The sequence below is a fragment of the Kribbella sp. NPDC051586 genome (assembly GCF_044453965.1).
Classification (GTDB): domain Bacteria; phylum Actinomycetota; class Actinomycetes; order Propionibacteriales; family Kribbellaceae; genus Kribbella.
Window position 1 is genome coordinate 1,021,706 of record NZ_JBITDF010000003.1, and the last position, 13,604, is coordinate 1,035,309.

14 protein-coding genes are annotated in these 13,604 nt (G+C 69.8%); 7 read left to right on the forward strand and 7 right to left on the reverse strand.

Annotation, left to right across the window (positions count from 1 at the left end; translation table 11 throughout):
* Positions 1-40 precede the first annotated feature (40 nt).
* Positions 41-1,366 carry a M20/M25/M40 family metallo-hydrolase gene (locus tag ACIA58_RS23545; protein WP_396405901.1) on the forward strand — a complete coding sequence of 442 codons (1,326 nt, stop codon included), beginning with the start codon at positions 41-43 and terminating at the stop codon, positions 1,364-1,366.
* Here ACIA58_RS23545 and ACIA58_RS23550 read toward each other — a convergent pair.
* Positions 1,357-3,777 carry a glycosyl hydrolase gene (locus tag ACIA58_RS23550; RefSeq protein ID WP_396405902.1) on the reverse strand — a complete coding sequence of 807 codons (2,421 nt, stop codon included), beginning with the start codon at positions 3,775-3,777 and terminating at the stop codon, positions 1,357-1,359. The two genes, ACIA58_RS23545 and ACIA58_RS23550, sit on opposite strands and share 10 nt — an antisense overlap.
* A 225-nt stretch (positions 3,778-4,002) precedes the next feature.
* Positions 4,003-4,863, reverse strand: coding sequence for a LysR family transcriptional regulator (locus ACIA58_RS23555; protein ID WP_396405903.1), 861 nt, complete (start codon positions 4,861-4,863; stop codon positions 4,003-4,005).
* A 73-nt stretch (positions 4,864-4,936) separates the two neighbouring features.
* On the opposite strand from ACIA58_RS23555, the gene ACIA58_RS23560 reads away from it, so the two are divergent.
* Positions 4,937-6,142 carry an MFS transporter gene (locus tag ACIA58_RS23560; RefSeq protein ID WP_396405904.1) on the forward strand — a complete coding sequence of 402 codons (1,206 nt, stop codon included), beginning with the start codon at positions 4,937-4,939 and terminating at the stop codon, positions 6,140-6,142.
* Positions 6,102-6,842, forward strand: coding sequence for an N-acetyltransferase (locus ACIA58_RS23565; protein WP_396405905.1), 741 nt, complete (start codon positions 6,102-6,104; stop codon positions 6,840-6,842). Before ACIA58_RS23560 ends, ACIA58_RS23565 begins: the two co-directional genes overlap by 41 nt.
* Positions 6,843-6,847: 5 nt before the next feature.
* Here ACIA58_RS23565 and ACIA58_RS23570 read toward each other — a convergent pair whose 3' ends face one another.
* Genes ACIA58_RS23570 through ACIA58_RS23580 form a run of 3 tightly spaced genes read right to left on the reverse strand, consistent with a single transcriptional unit; the run spans position 6,848 to position 8,914 of the window.
* A complete protein-coding gene (locus ACIA58_RS23570) occupies positions 6,848-7,666 on the reverse strand; it encodes an ABC transporter permease (RefSeq protein ID WP_396405906.1) in 819 nt (272 codons plus the stop codon).
* A complete protein-coding gene (locus tag ACIA58_RS23575; protein ID WP_396405907.1) occupies positions 7,626-8,453 on the reverse strand; it encodes an ABC transporter ATP-binding protein in 828 nt (275 codons plus the stop codon). The genes ACIA58_RS23570 and ACIA58_RS23575 overlap by 41 nt, the downstream gene beginning before the upstream one ends.
* Positions 8,450-8,914 (reverse strand): MarR family winged helix-turn-helix transcriptional regulator, encoded by a 465-nt coding sequence (locus ACIA58_RS23580; protein WP_396405908.1) that lies wholly within the window; start codon positions 8,912-8,914, stop codon positions 8,450-8,452. The genes ACIA58_RS23575 and ACIA58_RS23580 overlap by 4 nt, the downstream gene beginning before the upstream one ends.
* A 95-nt stretch (positions 8,915-9,009) precedes the next feature.
* Between ACIA58_RS23580 and ACIA58_RS23585 the strand changes: the two genes are divergently transcribed.
* Both ACIA58_RS23585 and ACIA58_RS23590 read left to right on the forward strand, forming a co-directional pair.
* Entirely contained in the window at positions 9,010-9,426 is a 417-nt protein-coding gene (locus ACIA58_RS23585) for an ester cyclase (RefSeq protein WP_396405909.1), read from the forward strand.
* A 28-nt stretch (positions 9,427-9,454) separates the two neighbouring features.
* Entirely contained in the window at positions 9,455-10,516 is a 1,062-nt protein-coding gene (locus ACIA58_RS23590; protein ID WP_396405910.1) for a LuxR C-terminal-related transcriptional regulator, read from the forward strand.
* Here ACIA58_RS23590 and ACIA58_RS23595 read toward each other — a convergent pair.
* Together ACIA58_RS23595 and ACIA58_RS23600 are read right to left on the reverse strand one after the other, a co-directional pair.
* On the reverse strand, positions 10,491-10,676 hold the full coding sequence (locus ACIA58_RS23595; protein WP_130448421.1) for a DUF5703 family protein: 186 nt from the start codon (positions 10,674-10,676) through the stop codon (positions 10,491-10,493). The two genes, ACIA58_RS23590 and ACIA58_RS23595, sit on opposite strands and share 26 nt — an antisense overlap.
* Before the next feature lie 32 nt (positions 10,677-10,708).
* Positions 10,709-11,650, reverse strand: coding sequence for an aldo/keto reductase (locus tag ACIA58_RS23600; RefSeq protein WP_396405911.1), 942 nt, complete (start codon positions 11,648-11,650; stop codon positions 10,709-10,711).
* Between the two features lie 51 nt (positions 11,651-11,701).
* Between ACIA58_RS23600 and ACIA58_RS23605 the strand changes: the two genes are divergently transcribed.
* Both ACIA58_RS23605 and ACIA58_RS23610 read left to right on the forward strand, forming a co-directional pair.
* Positions 11,702-12,757 (forward strand): LLM class F420-dependent oxidoreductase, encoded by a 1,056-nt coding sequence (locus tag ACIA58_RS23605; protein ID WP_396405912.1) that lies wholly within the window; start codon positions 11,702-11,704, stop codon positions 12,755-12,757.
* Positions 12,754-13,581, forward strand: a complete 828-nt coding sequence (locus ACIA58_RS23610; RefSeq protein WP_396405913.1) for an undecaprenyl-diphosphate phosphatase — start codon at positions 12,754-12,756, stop codon at positions 13,579-13,581. Before ACIA58_RS23605 ends, ACIA58_RS23610 begins: the two co-directional genes overlap by 4 nt.
* The last annotated feature ends 23 nt before the right edge of the window (positions 13,582-13,604 follow it).

Genomic DNA, 13,604 nt, shown 5'->3' on the forward strand with positions numbered 1-13,604 from the left:
CGGGATGCCTGCCTCGGCGGGGTGAGAGAGGATGGTCGGCATGACGACCTCCAGCGACCGCCCGTCGTACACGCCCGATGCCGAGGTGGTGGAGCTCTGCAGCGAGCTGATCCGGATCGACACCACGAACTACGGCAACGGCAAGAGCAACGGCGAGCGGGTCGCGGCCGAGTACGTCGCCGCGAAGCTGGACGAGGTCGGGATCGGGTCCACCATCTACGAGTCGGAGCCGGGCCGCGCGACGCTGGTCGCCCACTGGGACGGCGAGGACCAGGATGCGGACCCGTTGCTGGTCCACGGGCACCTGGACGTGGTGCCCGCGGACCCGAAGGACTGGAAGGTCGACCCGTTCGCGGGGGAGATCTTCGACGGGTGCGTGTGGGGCCGCGGCGCGGTCGACATGAAGGACTTCGACGCGATGGTGCTGTCGGTGGTCCGCGCCCGCCAGCGCGCCGGCGTGAAGCCGCGGCGGCCGGTGCGGCTTGTGTTCACCGCCGATGAAGAGGCCGGCGGTGTGTACGGCGCCCAGTGGCTGATCAACAACCATCCGGACACCGTCGCGGACTGCACCGAGGGGATCGGCGAGGTCGGTGGCTTCTCGATCACGGTCAAGGACGACCTCCGGCTGTACCTGATCGAGACGGCCGAGAAGGGCATGAACTGGATGCGTCTCAAGGCCCGCGGTACGGCGGGTCACGGCTCGATGGTGAACAACGACAACGCGGTCACCAACCTGGTCGAGGCGGTCACCCGGATCGGTGCGCACGAGTGGCCGCTGCGGGTCACGCCGACCGTGCGCGAGTTCCTGAAGACGCTGGAGGACGTGCTCGAGGTCGAGCTCGATCCCGACGACATGACCTCGACCCTCGCGAAGCTGGGCACCTTCAGCCGGATGTTCGGCGCCACGATCCGGAACACGGCCAACCCGACGATGCTGAACGCCGGCTACAAGGTCAACGTGATCCCCGGCGACGCCGAGGCGCACATCGACGGGCGGTTCCTGCCCGGGTACGAGGACGAGTTCCACGCGACCATCGACGAGTTGCTCGGTGACAAGGTGCAGCGCGAGACCGTCGTCACCGACATCGCGCTGGAGACCGAGTTCAGCGGCGGGCTGGTCGAGGCGATGAAGGCGTGTCTCGCGGCGGAGGACCCGCAGTCGCGCACCGCTCCGCTGTTGATGTCAGGCGGTACTGACGCCAAGTCGTGGAGCCGGCTCGGGGTGCGGTGCTTCGGGTTCGTGCCGCTGCAGTTGCCGCCGGAGCTGGACTTCATGGGCATGTTCCACGGCATCGACGAGCGGGTGCCGACCGCGTCGCTGGAGTTCGGTTCGCGAGTGCTGGACCGCTTCCTGGATCAGGCCTGACGGACGATCTTCGGCACGGCGAGCAGCCCGGAGTTGAGGTAATCGCCCGCGTGCTCGATGTGCTGCAGGTCGAAGCGGCGGCCGTACTGCGCCGTTACGTCCGCGGCTGTTTCCAGCAGGTGCTGGTCGGCGGATAGTGCGTTGGCCGCAGTGTTGTGTACGACGATACGCAGGACGTTGGCGCCTGCCCGTGCGGCGTTGGTGAGCTCGACGCGGTACGGCGGGGCCCAGAGGGTGCCGCAGCGGGTGTCGTTCAGCCAGACCTCGGCGGCTACTCCTACTGGTGGGGTGATGAGGGCGCGGTAGGAGTTGCTCGGGAGGTACGGCTCGCTGTCGGGAGCGACCTGCTCGCCGGGGCCGAAGTCCAGGAAGAGTCTGCCCTCGGTCTCCGGCAGTTGCAGCTCGACCTGGTAGGTGGCCGAGCCGGAGTACCTCGCCAGCTCCGGGTCGTCTTCCCAGCGGTGGGGGAGCGCGACAGGGCGAATATTGTTGCCAAAGGCAACCGACCAGTTGCCCTGGACCGGTCCGACGAGTTGGTCGGAGGGGAGGGTTGTTCCGGGCGTGGGGGTTGGCGCCCGGGACAGGACGGCGGATTCGTACGGGTGCAGCGTGAGGCTGAGCGCTGGCTCGTCGGAGCTGGTCCAGCTTTCCATCGGGCTGTCGAACGTCAGAGTGCGAGTCTCGGCCCCGGTGTTGGCGACGAAGTAGAAGTCGCCGTCGTCGAGGCGGCGGTGGACGACGCCGACGCCGGGAGGCGGTGCGATCGGCGCGACCGGCAGGTGTTCGGCGACCTCGGCGACCACCAGCCCGCCGGCGGTGACCACAGCGTCGAGCCGCTGCCGGGTCTCGGCGGGAATCGTGACGCCCTCAGGTACGACGACCAGCGGTAGGTCGGCGGGGTCGAGGACCGCGAGCGCGTCGTCGTCGACCAGGTCGAAGTCGAGGCCGGCTTCGCGGATCGTGCGCGGGATGCTCTCGGGAATCAGTCGGCGGACGACGCGGTAGAGGTTGAGCGGCTCCGGACCGCCCACACCGGCGTACGCGTCCGAGGCAGGGATGTAGATCTTGACCGGGCGTACCGGCGTACCTTGCTGGAGGAGCCAGGACAGCCGGTGGAGTGACGCGAACAGATCGGTTGCCACCGGCCACCATGGGTTGCGGTCGTCGAGCGCGCCGGCGGCGTAGAAGATCCACCCCAGGCCGGGGCCGTTGGACGGCGAGTACGGCCAGCCGTGCCCGATCAGCTGGTTGACTCCGGACAGGAAATGCTCGTGCGCCTCGCCTTGCAGGTCGAGCGGCGTAGCGCGGAACGAAGGCGAGTGCACCCACGTCCACACCTCCGCCGACACGACCGACCGGCCGTAGATATTGGCCGCCGACGACGCCCAACGAGTCTCCGGGATCCGCGTCCAGCCCCAGCCCTCGCCCTCGAACATGTCCGCGAACCGGTAGCTGCTCATCGTCGCCGGCGGCTCACCGTAGCTCTGGATGCGGAACGGTACGCCGTGCCCGGCCGCCCAGCGCTGGAACACCTTCAGGAAGTTGTCCTCGTACAGCTCCGACAACGTCCGCCCGAAGTCGATCCGCAGCTGCTTCGACTCACCTCTGTCGACGAACAGCTCGTACAGCCGCGGCCTCAGGTCGTACCCGCGGCGCTTGGCGAACTCCTCGAAGATCCCCGGCGTCCAGTCGGCCATGTACACCTCGAGGCTGTCGCAGAACACCGACCCGAGCAGCTCCGGCGTCGCCGCCTGCAGCAGCGGCTCGGCGACCCGCCGGATGTGCGCGTCGGCCGCAGCCGCCGAGTAGTGGTCGAGCGTCTGTCCCTCGGCTCCGGCGGCGGCCCGCTTCACGTTCTGTCCGGACACGCGCGACGTCGCGATCAACACCTCACGCGGCTGGCCGCCCGCCGGCACCTCGATCACCCCGTCGCGCACAGGCACCTCGGCGTACGACGACGGCGCGCCGAGCGACCCGTCACCCACGAACGCCGCGACGAACTCGTCCCCCGGCCAGGCCGCAACGATCGGCACGTCGTACGCCGCCGCGCCGATCTCCCGGCGATCCCAGTGCAACTGCCGGGCCGCGAACTCGGTCCCGACGTGCGGGCCGCCGTACGACCAGCCGCTGCCCAGCGTGACGTCGAACCGCAGCCCGAGCGAGCGGGCCGTCCGCGCCGCGTGCCCGACCAACTCGAGCAGCTCCGGCGAACCGAAGGGAGCGGTCACCGGCCCCATCGGATAGACGAACGCGACCTCGGCGCCACCCAGCCCCGCGGCGGCCATCGCTGCCAACTCGCGGTCGATTTCGTCTCGCTCGATGGACGGCCCGAACCACCACCAGCGCATCATCGGCCGCGCCTCGGGCGGCGGGTTCCGGAACTGTCGTCGTACGTCGTCGACGGTCGCCATAACCTTCACCCCACCCCGGAGGTGACGAGGGGTCAACGAGGATGACCAGTACCGGTCAGATCCTCCTGCGCCTTGGTGACGCCGGACGTCAGCAGGTACTGCCCGACGGCGTGCGCCGCCGCGAAGGCTGCGATCCTCGCAAGCTGGGGATCAGTCTCGAGCAGCAGATCCCCGGCGGCCGACGCGAGCAGCGCTGCCGCCTCGTGCGGCCCGACTCACCGTTGTTCACGACAAGTTCAACGTGGCGCGGAGGTCGGGGAGGCGGGCCATGAGGGACTTGGGCGGGCTGGGGGTGGTGACCACGGAGAGGGTGAGGCGGTAGCGGAAGGGGGCGGTCGCGAGGTGTTCGCCGGGGCGGAGTTCGGTGGCGAGCGCGGTGCGGGGGACCAGGGCCAGGTGGGAGCGGCGGCGAGCCATGGCGACGGTGGTGCCGAGGTTGACACCGCGGCGGGGAGTCGCACCCAGGGCGACGAGGCGGGCGTGGATCTCGTCGACCCCGCGATCGTAGGTCGCGAACACGATCGGCCGGCCCTTGAGCGGCTGCCGGCCGCGGCCTGGCGGGCGGGCGCCGGACGGGACGAACAGGACCATGTCGTCGTAGCCGATCCGCCGGGCGACGGTGCCGCGGGGGAGCGTCATCTGCTCGGCGATCGCGATGAAGGCGGCGTCCATGGTGCCCTCGGCGACGCGCTCGACCAGGAAGTGGCCGTGGTCGACCTGCTGTTCGATGTCGACGTCCGGCAGCGCGGCGTCGAGAACTGGGAACAGGATCGGCGACAGGCCCCCGAACGTGCCGATCACCAGGCGCTGACCGGTGGCGGCCGCCCGGGTCGCGTCGTAAACCTCCTCGAGGTGGCGCAGGATGTGGACGGCGCGGCGGGTGAGTTCGGCGCCGGCCGGGGTCGGCCGGGCGCCGCGGGTGTCGCGCTCGAAGAGCTTGGCGCCGCAGGTCCGCTCCAGCCGGCTCAGTCGCTGCGAGGCCGAAGGCTGCGAGATGCGCAGTTCGCGGGCGGCGGTGGCGACGGCGCCGGTCCGGCTGATCGCCTGGACCAGTCGCAGGTCTTCGACGGATGGTAATGAAGCCATAGGTTCAGCCTATGGCAATCACGCAACTGCCGATGGGTACCTGACCAGGCCGGATTGGCCAAGAATCAAAGGTATGAAGCCCCGGACCGAAGCGATCGCGCTGCTGGCCGGGGGAGGAGTGGCGGACTTCGCGCTCCGCTTCACGCAGATCGCGCTGCCGCTGGTGATCCTGCGGGAGACCGGCTCCGTCGCCGCGACCGGACTGGTCGGCGGCGTTGCGGGCGTACCGATGCTGCTGTCGCCGTGGTGGGCGCGGAAGGCCCGTCAGTGGGTGGATTCCGGTCCGCGGCTCGCGGTGGTCGCCGCGATCTCCGCGCTCGCGCTGGCGTCCGTGCCCGCGGCGGCCGAGGTGGGACTGCTCACGCCAGGAGTGCTCGTCCTGAGCGGGTTGCTCCTCGGCTTCGGTGACGCGCTGTCGAGTCCGGGCCGATCCGCGCTCCTGGCCGACACCGGAGACCGCTGGCGCGAGGGGCAGGCCGTCGTACTGCTCACGTGGCAGGACGGTCTGCGCAGGATCGGCATGCTGCTCGGTCCTTCCGCCGGTGCGTTGGCTGTGTCCACCGGCCTCACCAACGGTCTGTTGTGGATCGAGGCCGTCGCAGTACTCGTCGCCGGTCTCCTCGCCTGCACGGTGCGGGGCGAGCGCGCCGCCGAGCGTACGGCGACGCCGTCGATCCGTGCGAGCCTCAAGGGCCGGCCCGGCGTGCTCTACGGCTGGATCATCCGCGGCACCGGCTGCGTGATGTGGTTCGCGTTCAGTCTCGGCTTGTCGATCGTCGGCGAGCACCGCGGGCGCCCGGGGATCTACCTCGCCGCCGGCATGACCGGGTACGGCGTCGGCTCGCTGATCGGTTCGGCCGTTTCACTGGCGGTGATCCGGCGCGTCAAACCTGTGCTGCTGGCTTCGGCGGCCTGGGCCGGCGCCGGCCTGTGCTTCGTGGGTATGGGGCTGTGGACCACACCGCCGGCGATCGCGGTGCTGGGGGCGGGCGCCGGCCTGACCGTCGCCATCGGGAACGCCGCGATCTCCCAGCTGATCGCCCGGGAGTCCTCGGGCGCCGAGCGGCGCGCGTTGTTGTCGGGGCAGACCGTGGTGACGAATGCGGGCAGCTCCGCGGGCATGTTGACCGGCGGACCGATCATCGCCCTGTTCGGCGCCGAGCACACCTTGGTGGGCGCCGGACTGATCACCGCAATCGTGTCGCTCGTCGTCCTGCTGCGGTGTCAGACTGCAGGACATGTCAGCGATCGTCATCACCACGTTGGCCGAGCGGCCTGAGTACCTGGACCAGCTGTACGACTTCGCCGACGTCTGGCCGGCGTTCATGCACAACGACCCGATCGGCAACGCCTTCATGTGGCAGGTGCCCGTGCACTTTCCGGACCAGTGCATCGTGGCGACCGAGGACGGCGAGCTGGTCGCGCACGGCCGGAGCATCCCGTTCGTGTACCCGGACGAGAACCGCACCGACCTGCCGGCCGGCGGCTGGGACCGCGTCCTGCACTGGGGCTTCCAGGACCTGCGCGGCGGACGCGAGCCGAACGTGTCGAGCGCACTCGAGATCCTGGTCCGCCCGACCCACCTCGGCCGCGGCCTGTCCCACGACATGCTCGCCGCGATGCGCCAGGCCGTGAAGGCGAAAGGCCACACCACCCTCTATGCCCCGGTCCGCCCCAACGGCAAGAGCGATCCGCACCAGCCGATGACGGAGTACATCGACCAGCTGCGGCCGGACGGCCTACCCGAAGACCCGTGGCTGCGCGTCCACGTCAAAGCCGGCGGCAAGATCGTCCAGGTCGCTCCACGGTCGATGGTGATCGCCGGCACCCTCGACGAATGGCGCGATTGGACCGGCCTGCCGTTCGACACGACCGGCGACGTCGTCGTACCGAAGGCCTTGGTCCCCGTCCACGTTGACGTACGCCACAACCACGGGGTCTACGTCGAACCCAACGTCTGGGTCCGCCACGACCTGTGACGGGCTCAGCGGGCGAGGCGGCTGAGGAGGGCTGACGCGGCGCAGATTCCGGCGATGGCGGCGACGATCAGGACGGCGAAGTCGAGCAGGTAGTTGGTGGGCTGGCCGATGAGGAGACCGCGGAGTGCGCTCACTTCGTAGGTGAGCGGGTTGGCATGGCTCAGCACCTTCAGCCAGGCCGGCATGATCGCGATCGGGTACAGCGCGCTCGACGCGAAGAACAACGGCATCGTGATCGCCTGCCCGATACCCATCAGGCGGTCGCGGCGCAGGACCAGGCCGGCGATCGTCATCGACAGGCAGGAGAAGAACGCCGCGCCCAGTACGACGACCACGAGCACGGCCAGCAGCTTGAGCGGATTCCAGGTCAGGCTGACGCCGAGCAGCGCGGCGACGATGATCACGACGATCGCCTGCGAGATCGTCCGGACGCCGGCCGCGAACGCCTTGCCCGCGACGAGAGCCGAGCGCGGGCTCGGCGTGACGAGGAGCTTGGTCAGGATGCCCGCGTCGCGTTCCCAGATGATCTGGATGCCGTAGAAGATCGCGACGAACAGCGCCGACTGGGCGATGATGCCCGGCGCGAGGTAGTCGAGGTACGGGACGTTGCCGGTCGGGATCGCGCGGATCCGGCTGAACGTCTGGCCGAAGATCACCAGCCACAGGATCGGCTGGATCGCGCGTGTGATCAGCTCGGTCCGGTCGTGCCGCAGCTTCTGCAGCTCGACCAGGCAGAACGTGCCGATCCTGGACAACAGCCGGAGCGCGGCTCGCGGCCGCGAATCAACCCATGCGCTGGGCGGTGCGACGGGTGCCACGGACATCGCGCAGGCCCCCCTTCTCCGAAGCGGCGAGGCTTTCGCCGGTGTGGTGGCGGAACACGTCCTCGAGACTCGCCTCGGGACCCAGCTCGGCCTTCAGATCGGCCGGGGTCCCGACGACCCGCAACCGGCCCAGATGCATCAGGGCAACCCGGTCGCAGAGGATGTCGGCCTCCTCCATGTAGTGCGTGGTCAGCAGCACGGTCATCCCGTACCGCGCCTGCATGTCCTGCACGCGCGCCCACACCGAGTCCCGCGCGACCGGGTCCAGCCCGACCGTCGGCTCGTCGAGGACGAGCAGCGCCGGCCGGTTGACCAGCGCCTGCGCGAGCTCGAGGCGGCGCACCATGCCGCCGGAGTACGTCGACGCGAGCCGGTCGGCCGCGTCGGTCAGATCGACGATCTCTAGTACTTCGGCCACGCGCGCGGCCCGTTCACGCCGCGGTACGTCGAACAACCGCGCGAACCACGACACGTTCTCGCGGCCGGTGAGCGCGCCCTCGATCGACAACTGCTGCGGGACGTAGCCGAGCAGCCGGCGCACCGACATGGCTTCGGTGCGGACGTTGAGCCCGAAGACGCGAACCGTGCCCGACTGCGGCGGGTAGAGCGTGTTGAGCACGCGGAGCGTCGTTGTCTTGCCGGCGCCGTTCGGGCCGAGCAGGCCGAAGCACTCGCCGGGGGAGACGGTCAGGTCGAGGCTGTCGACGGCGAGATGATCCCCGAACTTGTGACTCAGTCCGGTGATCTCGACGGCCGGCGCCGGTTGTGATGCGGCTTCCGCACTCATACGGGCTCCTTGACGTCCTGCTCGGATGGGGTGAGCCGGTCAGCCAGCAGGCCGAGAACCGGAAGTGCGGCCCGCAGCGCGTCACGGTCGTCGGGGCCGAGACCGTCCAGGGCTTCGGTGACCAGCGCCGCGCGGCGGTCCCGCCAGGCCTCGACCTGCTCGCGGGCCGGCTCGGTCAGGGTCAGGCGGGCGACCCGGCGGTCGGACTCGTCCGATGTCCGCAGCAGCATGCCGCGCTCGGTGAGCTGGCCGACCAGGGTCGACACGGTGTTCGCGACCAGGCCGAGCTCGGCGGCCGCCTCGGCGACGGAGATGCCCGGATTGCGGCGTACGAGCCGGACCAGCTCCGCCTGCGAGCCGGTCAGCGTGCTGAGCGCCAACGGACGGCCCGCCGATCGGCGGAGACGGCGGCGCACGACGCCGATCGCGGCGAGCAGGTCCTCGGCGAGAGTCTCGGTCACAGCTCCGAGATTACCTCTGTCGCAGAGATATATCACCGGCAGAACCCCAACTAATCGGGGTACTGCGGGGGAACGGGCGCGCGCAGCATCGAGGCATGAGCACAACAGAGAGCAACAAGACCGTCGTCAAGGACTTCATCGACGGACTGTTCACCAAAGGGGACCTCGGCGCCGTGGACACCCACCTGGCCGAGGACTTCATCAACCACGACCCGCCGTTCGGCGTGACTCCCGACCGCGAAGGCATGCGGGATGCCGGCCGGATGATGCGGGCCGCGTTCCCGGACTGGCGCAGCGACCTGCACGAGCTGATCGCCGAGGGCGACCTGGTCGTCGAGCGGTTCACCGCCGGCGGGACGCAGCGTGGCGAGGTGATGGGCGTGCCGCCGGACGGGAAGACGGTCAGCCTGCCGGGGATCAACATCTGGCGGCTCCGGGACGGCCTGATCGTCGAACGCTGGGGGCGGCTCGACGACCTGGGGCTCGCCCGGCAGCTAGGCGTAGCATCCTGACCATGGGGGCGGGGCGGGGTAGGGACCGATGGATCGCCTGGAGGTGCTGATCCAGCGCTGTTACGCGGGGCTGGACGCCGATCAGTTGCGGTCCGAGGTGCTGGCGCGGCTGCGGGGTGTGCTGACGGTCGACGCGGCGTTCTTCGCGACGGTGGATCCGGCGACGGTGCTGTTCACCTCGGCGGTGGTCGACGAGCCGCTCGGCGCGGTCACCGAGCAGTTCATCGCGAACGAGTTCGGGCAGGACGACGTGAACAAGTTCGCCGTCCTGGCCGGCGGCCGCGACCCGGTCCGATCGCTCGGCCAGGCGACGAAGGGCGACTGGCGATCCAGCCCGCGGTACGTCGAGGTGATGCGGCCGCTCGGTCTCGGCGACGAACTCCGCGCCGCCCTGCTGTCGAACGGCCGCTGCTGGGGCGTTCTGTGCCTGCACCGCGAAACCGCTGAGGCGGGATTCGCAGAGCAGGAGGTTCAGTTGGTACGCCGTCTGGCGCCACACCTCGGCGAGGGCCTGCGTCTCGGACTGCGCCCCACCGCCTTCGAGGTGCGAGAGCCCGGGCCGGGCCCGACAGACCATACCGTATGGTATGCAGGCGGGCCGCGAGTCGGGCCGGGCGTGGTGGTCCTGGACACCCGGCTCCGGATGCGGTCGTCGAGCGCCGAGGCGGACTACTGGCTCGCAGAGCTCGGCTCGGCGGATGAGCTGCCCGTTGCCGTCCGATCGGTGGCCGCGCGGATGCAGCTCGACCAGGCGACCGCGAGGCTGAAGGTCAGGACGCGTGCCGGCGACTGGTTACAGCTTCAGGCGTCGCGGCTGGGGGACGACGGGCAGATGGTCGTCGTGATGGAGCCGGTCACACCGGCTCAGCTGGGGTCACTGTTGCTCGATCTGCATGGACTCACGCCGGCTCAGCAGCGGGTGACCGAGCTGTTGTTGCGCGGCTACTCCACGCGGCAGATCGTCGAGCAGTTGTGTCTGTCGCCGCACACCGTGCAGGAGCACGTGCGGGCGTCGTTCCACAAGGTCGGCGTCGGGAGCCGACGCGAACTGGTGAGTGCGCTGCTCAGAGGGTCCGCATCACGCGGATGATGCGGCGGCGGAGCCAGACCCGCCGGGTGCCGTCGGGATAGCGACGCAGACGGGCCAGCTCCCACCCGCCGTACTCCGCGTGCTCGGTGAGCAGCCTGCGCACCGCACCGCGGGACTCCGTCCTGGACACCTCGAACTGCTGCAGCTCGTATTCGGCCATCCGCACCTCCGCCTACCTCAACAACAACATCCTCACGAAACGTCCTCCAATGCCGCCGCGATCGCGGGCGGCAGAGTGAGCTCCTCCACTCCGAGCACCGACTTCAATTGCAGCGCAGTCCGGGCCCCGACGACGGCCGCCGACACGCCGGGCCGGTCCCGCACCCAGGTCAGCGCCACCTCGAGCGGGGTCCAGCCGAGCCCGTCCGCGGCCCGCGCGACCGCCTCCACGATGCCCGAAGCCCGCGCGTCGAGATAGGGGTCGACGAATCTGGACAGATGCTGGGACGCCGCCCGGGAGTCCGCCGGGATGCCCGTGCGGTACTTGCCGGTCAGCACGCCGCGGCCGAGCGGGGACCACGCCAGGACCCCGATCCCGAGCCCGGCGGCGGCGCGGAGCGCGTCCACTTCGGCGTCCCGGGCGAGCAGCGAATACTCCACCTGGTTGGACACCGGGACGGCGCGGCCCGGCCAGGCCTGCTGCCAGGTGACGGCCCGGGCGGACTTCCAGCCGGCGTAGTTCGAGATGCCGACGTAGCGGACCTTGCCGGAACTGACGGCGTGGTCGAGCGCGGAGAGCGTCTCCTCCAGCGGCACGTCGTCGGACCAGGTGTGCAGCTGCCACAGGTCGATGTGGTCGACGTTCATCCGGCGCAGCGAGCCCTCCAGATCGCGCAGCAGCGCGCCCCGGGAGGTGTCGGTGATCCGCTCGCCCCGGCGGACGCTGAACCCGGCCTTGGTCGCGATCACCAGGTCGTCGCGGTCCACCACGTCGCCGAGCAGCGATCCGATCAGCAGCTCGCTGTCGCCGTCGCCGTACGCCGCGGCGGTGTCGATCAGCGTGCCTCCGGCGGACACGAACGCGGCGAGCTGCTCGCGCGCCTCGTGCTCGTCGGTGTCCCGGCCCCACGACATGGTGCCCAGGCCGAGCCTGCTCACCGCCAGTCCACTGTGACCGAGATAGCGCTGCTGCATGACCCGAGCCTATTGCGGGCCACCGACAACCTCTCGCTAGGCTCGCCAGTCATGCGACTCGGACTCAACATCGGCTTCGTCTTCGGCGGCGACGACCATCTCGACCACCTGAGGCTGGTGAAGGAGGCCGAGGCGCTCGGCTTCGCGGTCACCTGGGCCGCGGAGGCGTACGGCTCGGACGCGGCCACGCTGCTCAGCTGGATCGCCGCCCAGACCACCACGATCGACGTCGGCGCGGCGGTTTTCCAGATTCCGGCCCGGACGCCGGCGATGACCGCGATGACCGCGGCCACCCTGGACCGGCTGTCGAACGGCCGGTTCCGGCTCGGCCTCGGCGTGTCCGGGCCGCAGGTCTCGGAGGGCTGGCACGGGGTCCGGTTCTCTCAGCCTCTGCTCAGGACCCGTGAGTACGTTGACATCGTGAACGCGGCCCTGCGGCGCGAGACCGTGGCGTACGAGGGCAAGTACTTCACGTTGCCGCTGCCCGACGGACCGGGCAAGGCGCTGAAGCTGACCGTGCGGCCGATCCGCGACCACGTGCCGGTGTACCTGGCCGCGGTCGGTCCGAAGAACCTCGAGCTGGCCGGCGAGATCGCCGACGGCTGGCTCGGCATCCTGAACGATCCTGCCTACCTGGGAGAGCAGTTGACGCACATCAAGGCGGGCCGGCAAGCCCGTCAGCTCGGTCTCGACGACTTCGACGTGGTGGTGACCACGCCGACGATGACCGGGGACGACCTGCAGACCGCGGCCGACCCGATCCGTGGGTACGCCGCCTTGTACATCGGCGGCATGGGCAGCCGGGAGAAGAACTTCTACAACGCACTCGCGGTGCGGATGGGGTACGCCGAGGAGGCCAAGCAGATCCAGGACCTGTACCTGGACAAGAAGCACCGCGAGGCGATGGCCGCCGTACCGTTCGGGTTCCTGGACTCGATCTCGCTGCTCGGTTCGAAGGAGCGGATGGCCGACAAGCTCACGGCGTACGCCGAGGCGGGGGCGACGACCGTCGCGCTGACGCCGTTCGCGTCGACGGTGGAGCAGCGGATCGCCGACCTGCGGACGGCCGCCGAGGCCCTGGAGCTGTCCGGGGTCGGTAGCCGATGACGATCTGGGACTCCATCATCCTCGGCATCGTCGAGGGCCTGACCGAATTCCTGCCGGTCTCCAGCACCGGGCACCTGACGATCGTGTCGAAGATGCTCGGCCTGAAGATCGACGACCCGTCGATCACCGGCTTCACCGCGGTGATCCAGGTCGGCGCGATCGCCGCCGTCGTCCTGTACTTCTGGAACGACATCGCCCGGATCGCCGTCGCCTGGGTCCGCGGCCTGGCCAAGCCGGAACACCGCGGCGAGTTCGACCACCGGATGGGCTGGTACGTGATCGTCGGCTCGGTGCCGATCGTGATCGTCGGCTTCCTGGCGCGGGACCTGATCTCCGGCCCGCTGCGCAGCCTGTGGTGGGTGGCCGCGGCGCTGATCGGCTGGTCGATCGTGATGGTCGCCGCCGAACGCCTGAGCACCAAGGAAAGACCGCTGACCCGGATCACGTTCGTCGACGCGCTCGTGATGGGCCTGGTCCAGTGCCTGGCCCTGATCCCCGGCATCTCCCGCTCCGGCGCCACGATCTCCGCGGGCCTGCTCCGAGGCCTGGACCGCGTGGCCGCCACGAGAATCTCGTTCTTGCTGGGCATCCCCGCCCTGGTAGGCGCCGGTGTCTACGAACTCAAGGACGCCCTCCACGGCAACGTCGGCGCCGTCCCCCTGCTGGTCGGCACAGTCGTCAGCTTCGCAGTCGCCTACGCCTCGATCGCCTGGCTCCTCCGCTTCGTAGCCAAACACACCATCGAAGTCTTCGCCTTCTACCGGATCCTCCTAGGCATCGTCCTGGTGATCCTCCTGGCCACCAGCACCATCACAGCGACCTGACGGACAACGGACTGTATGACCAG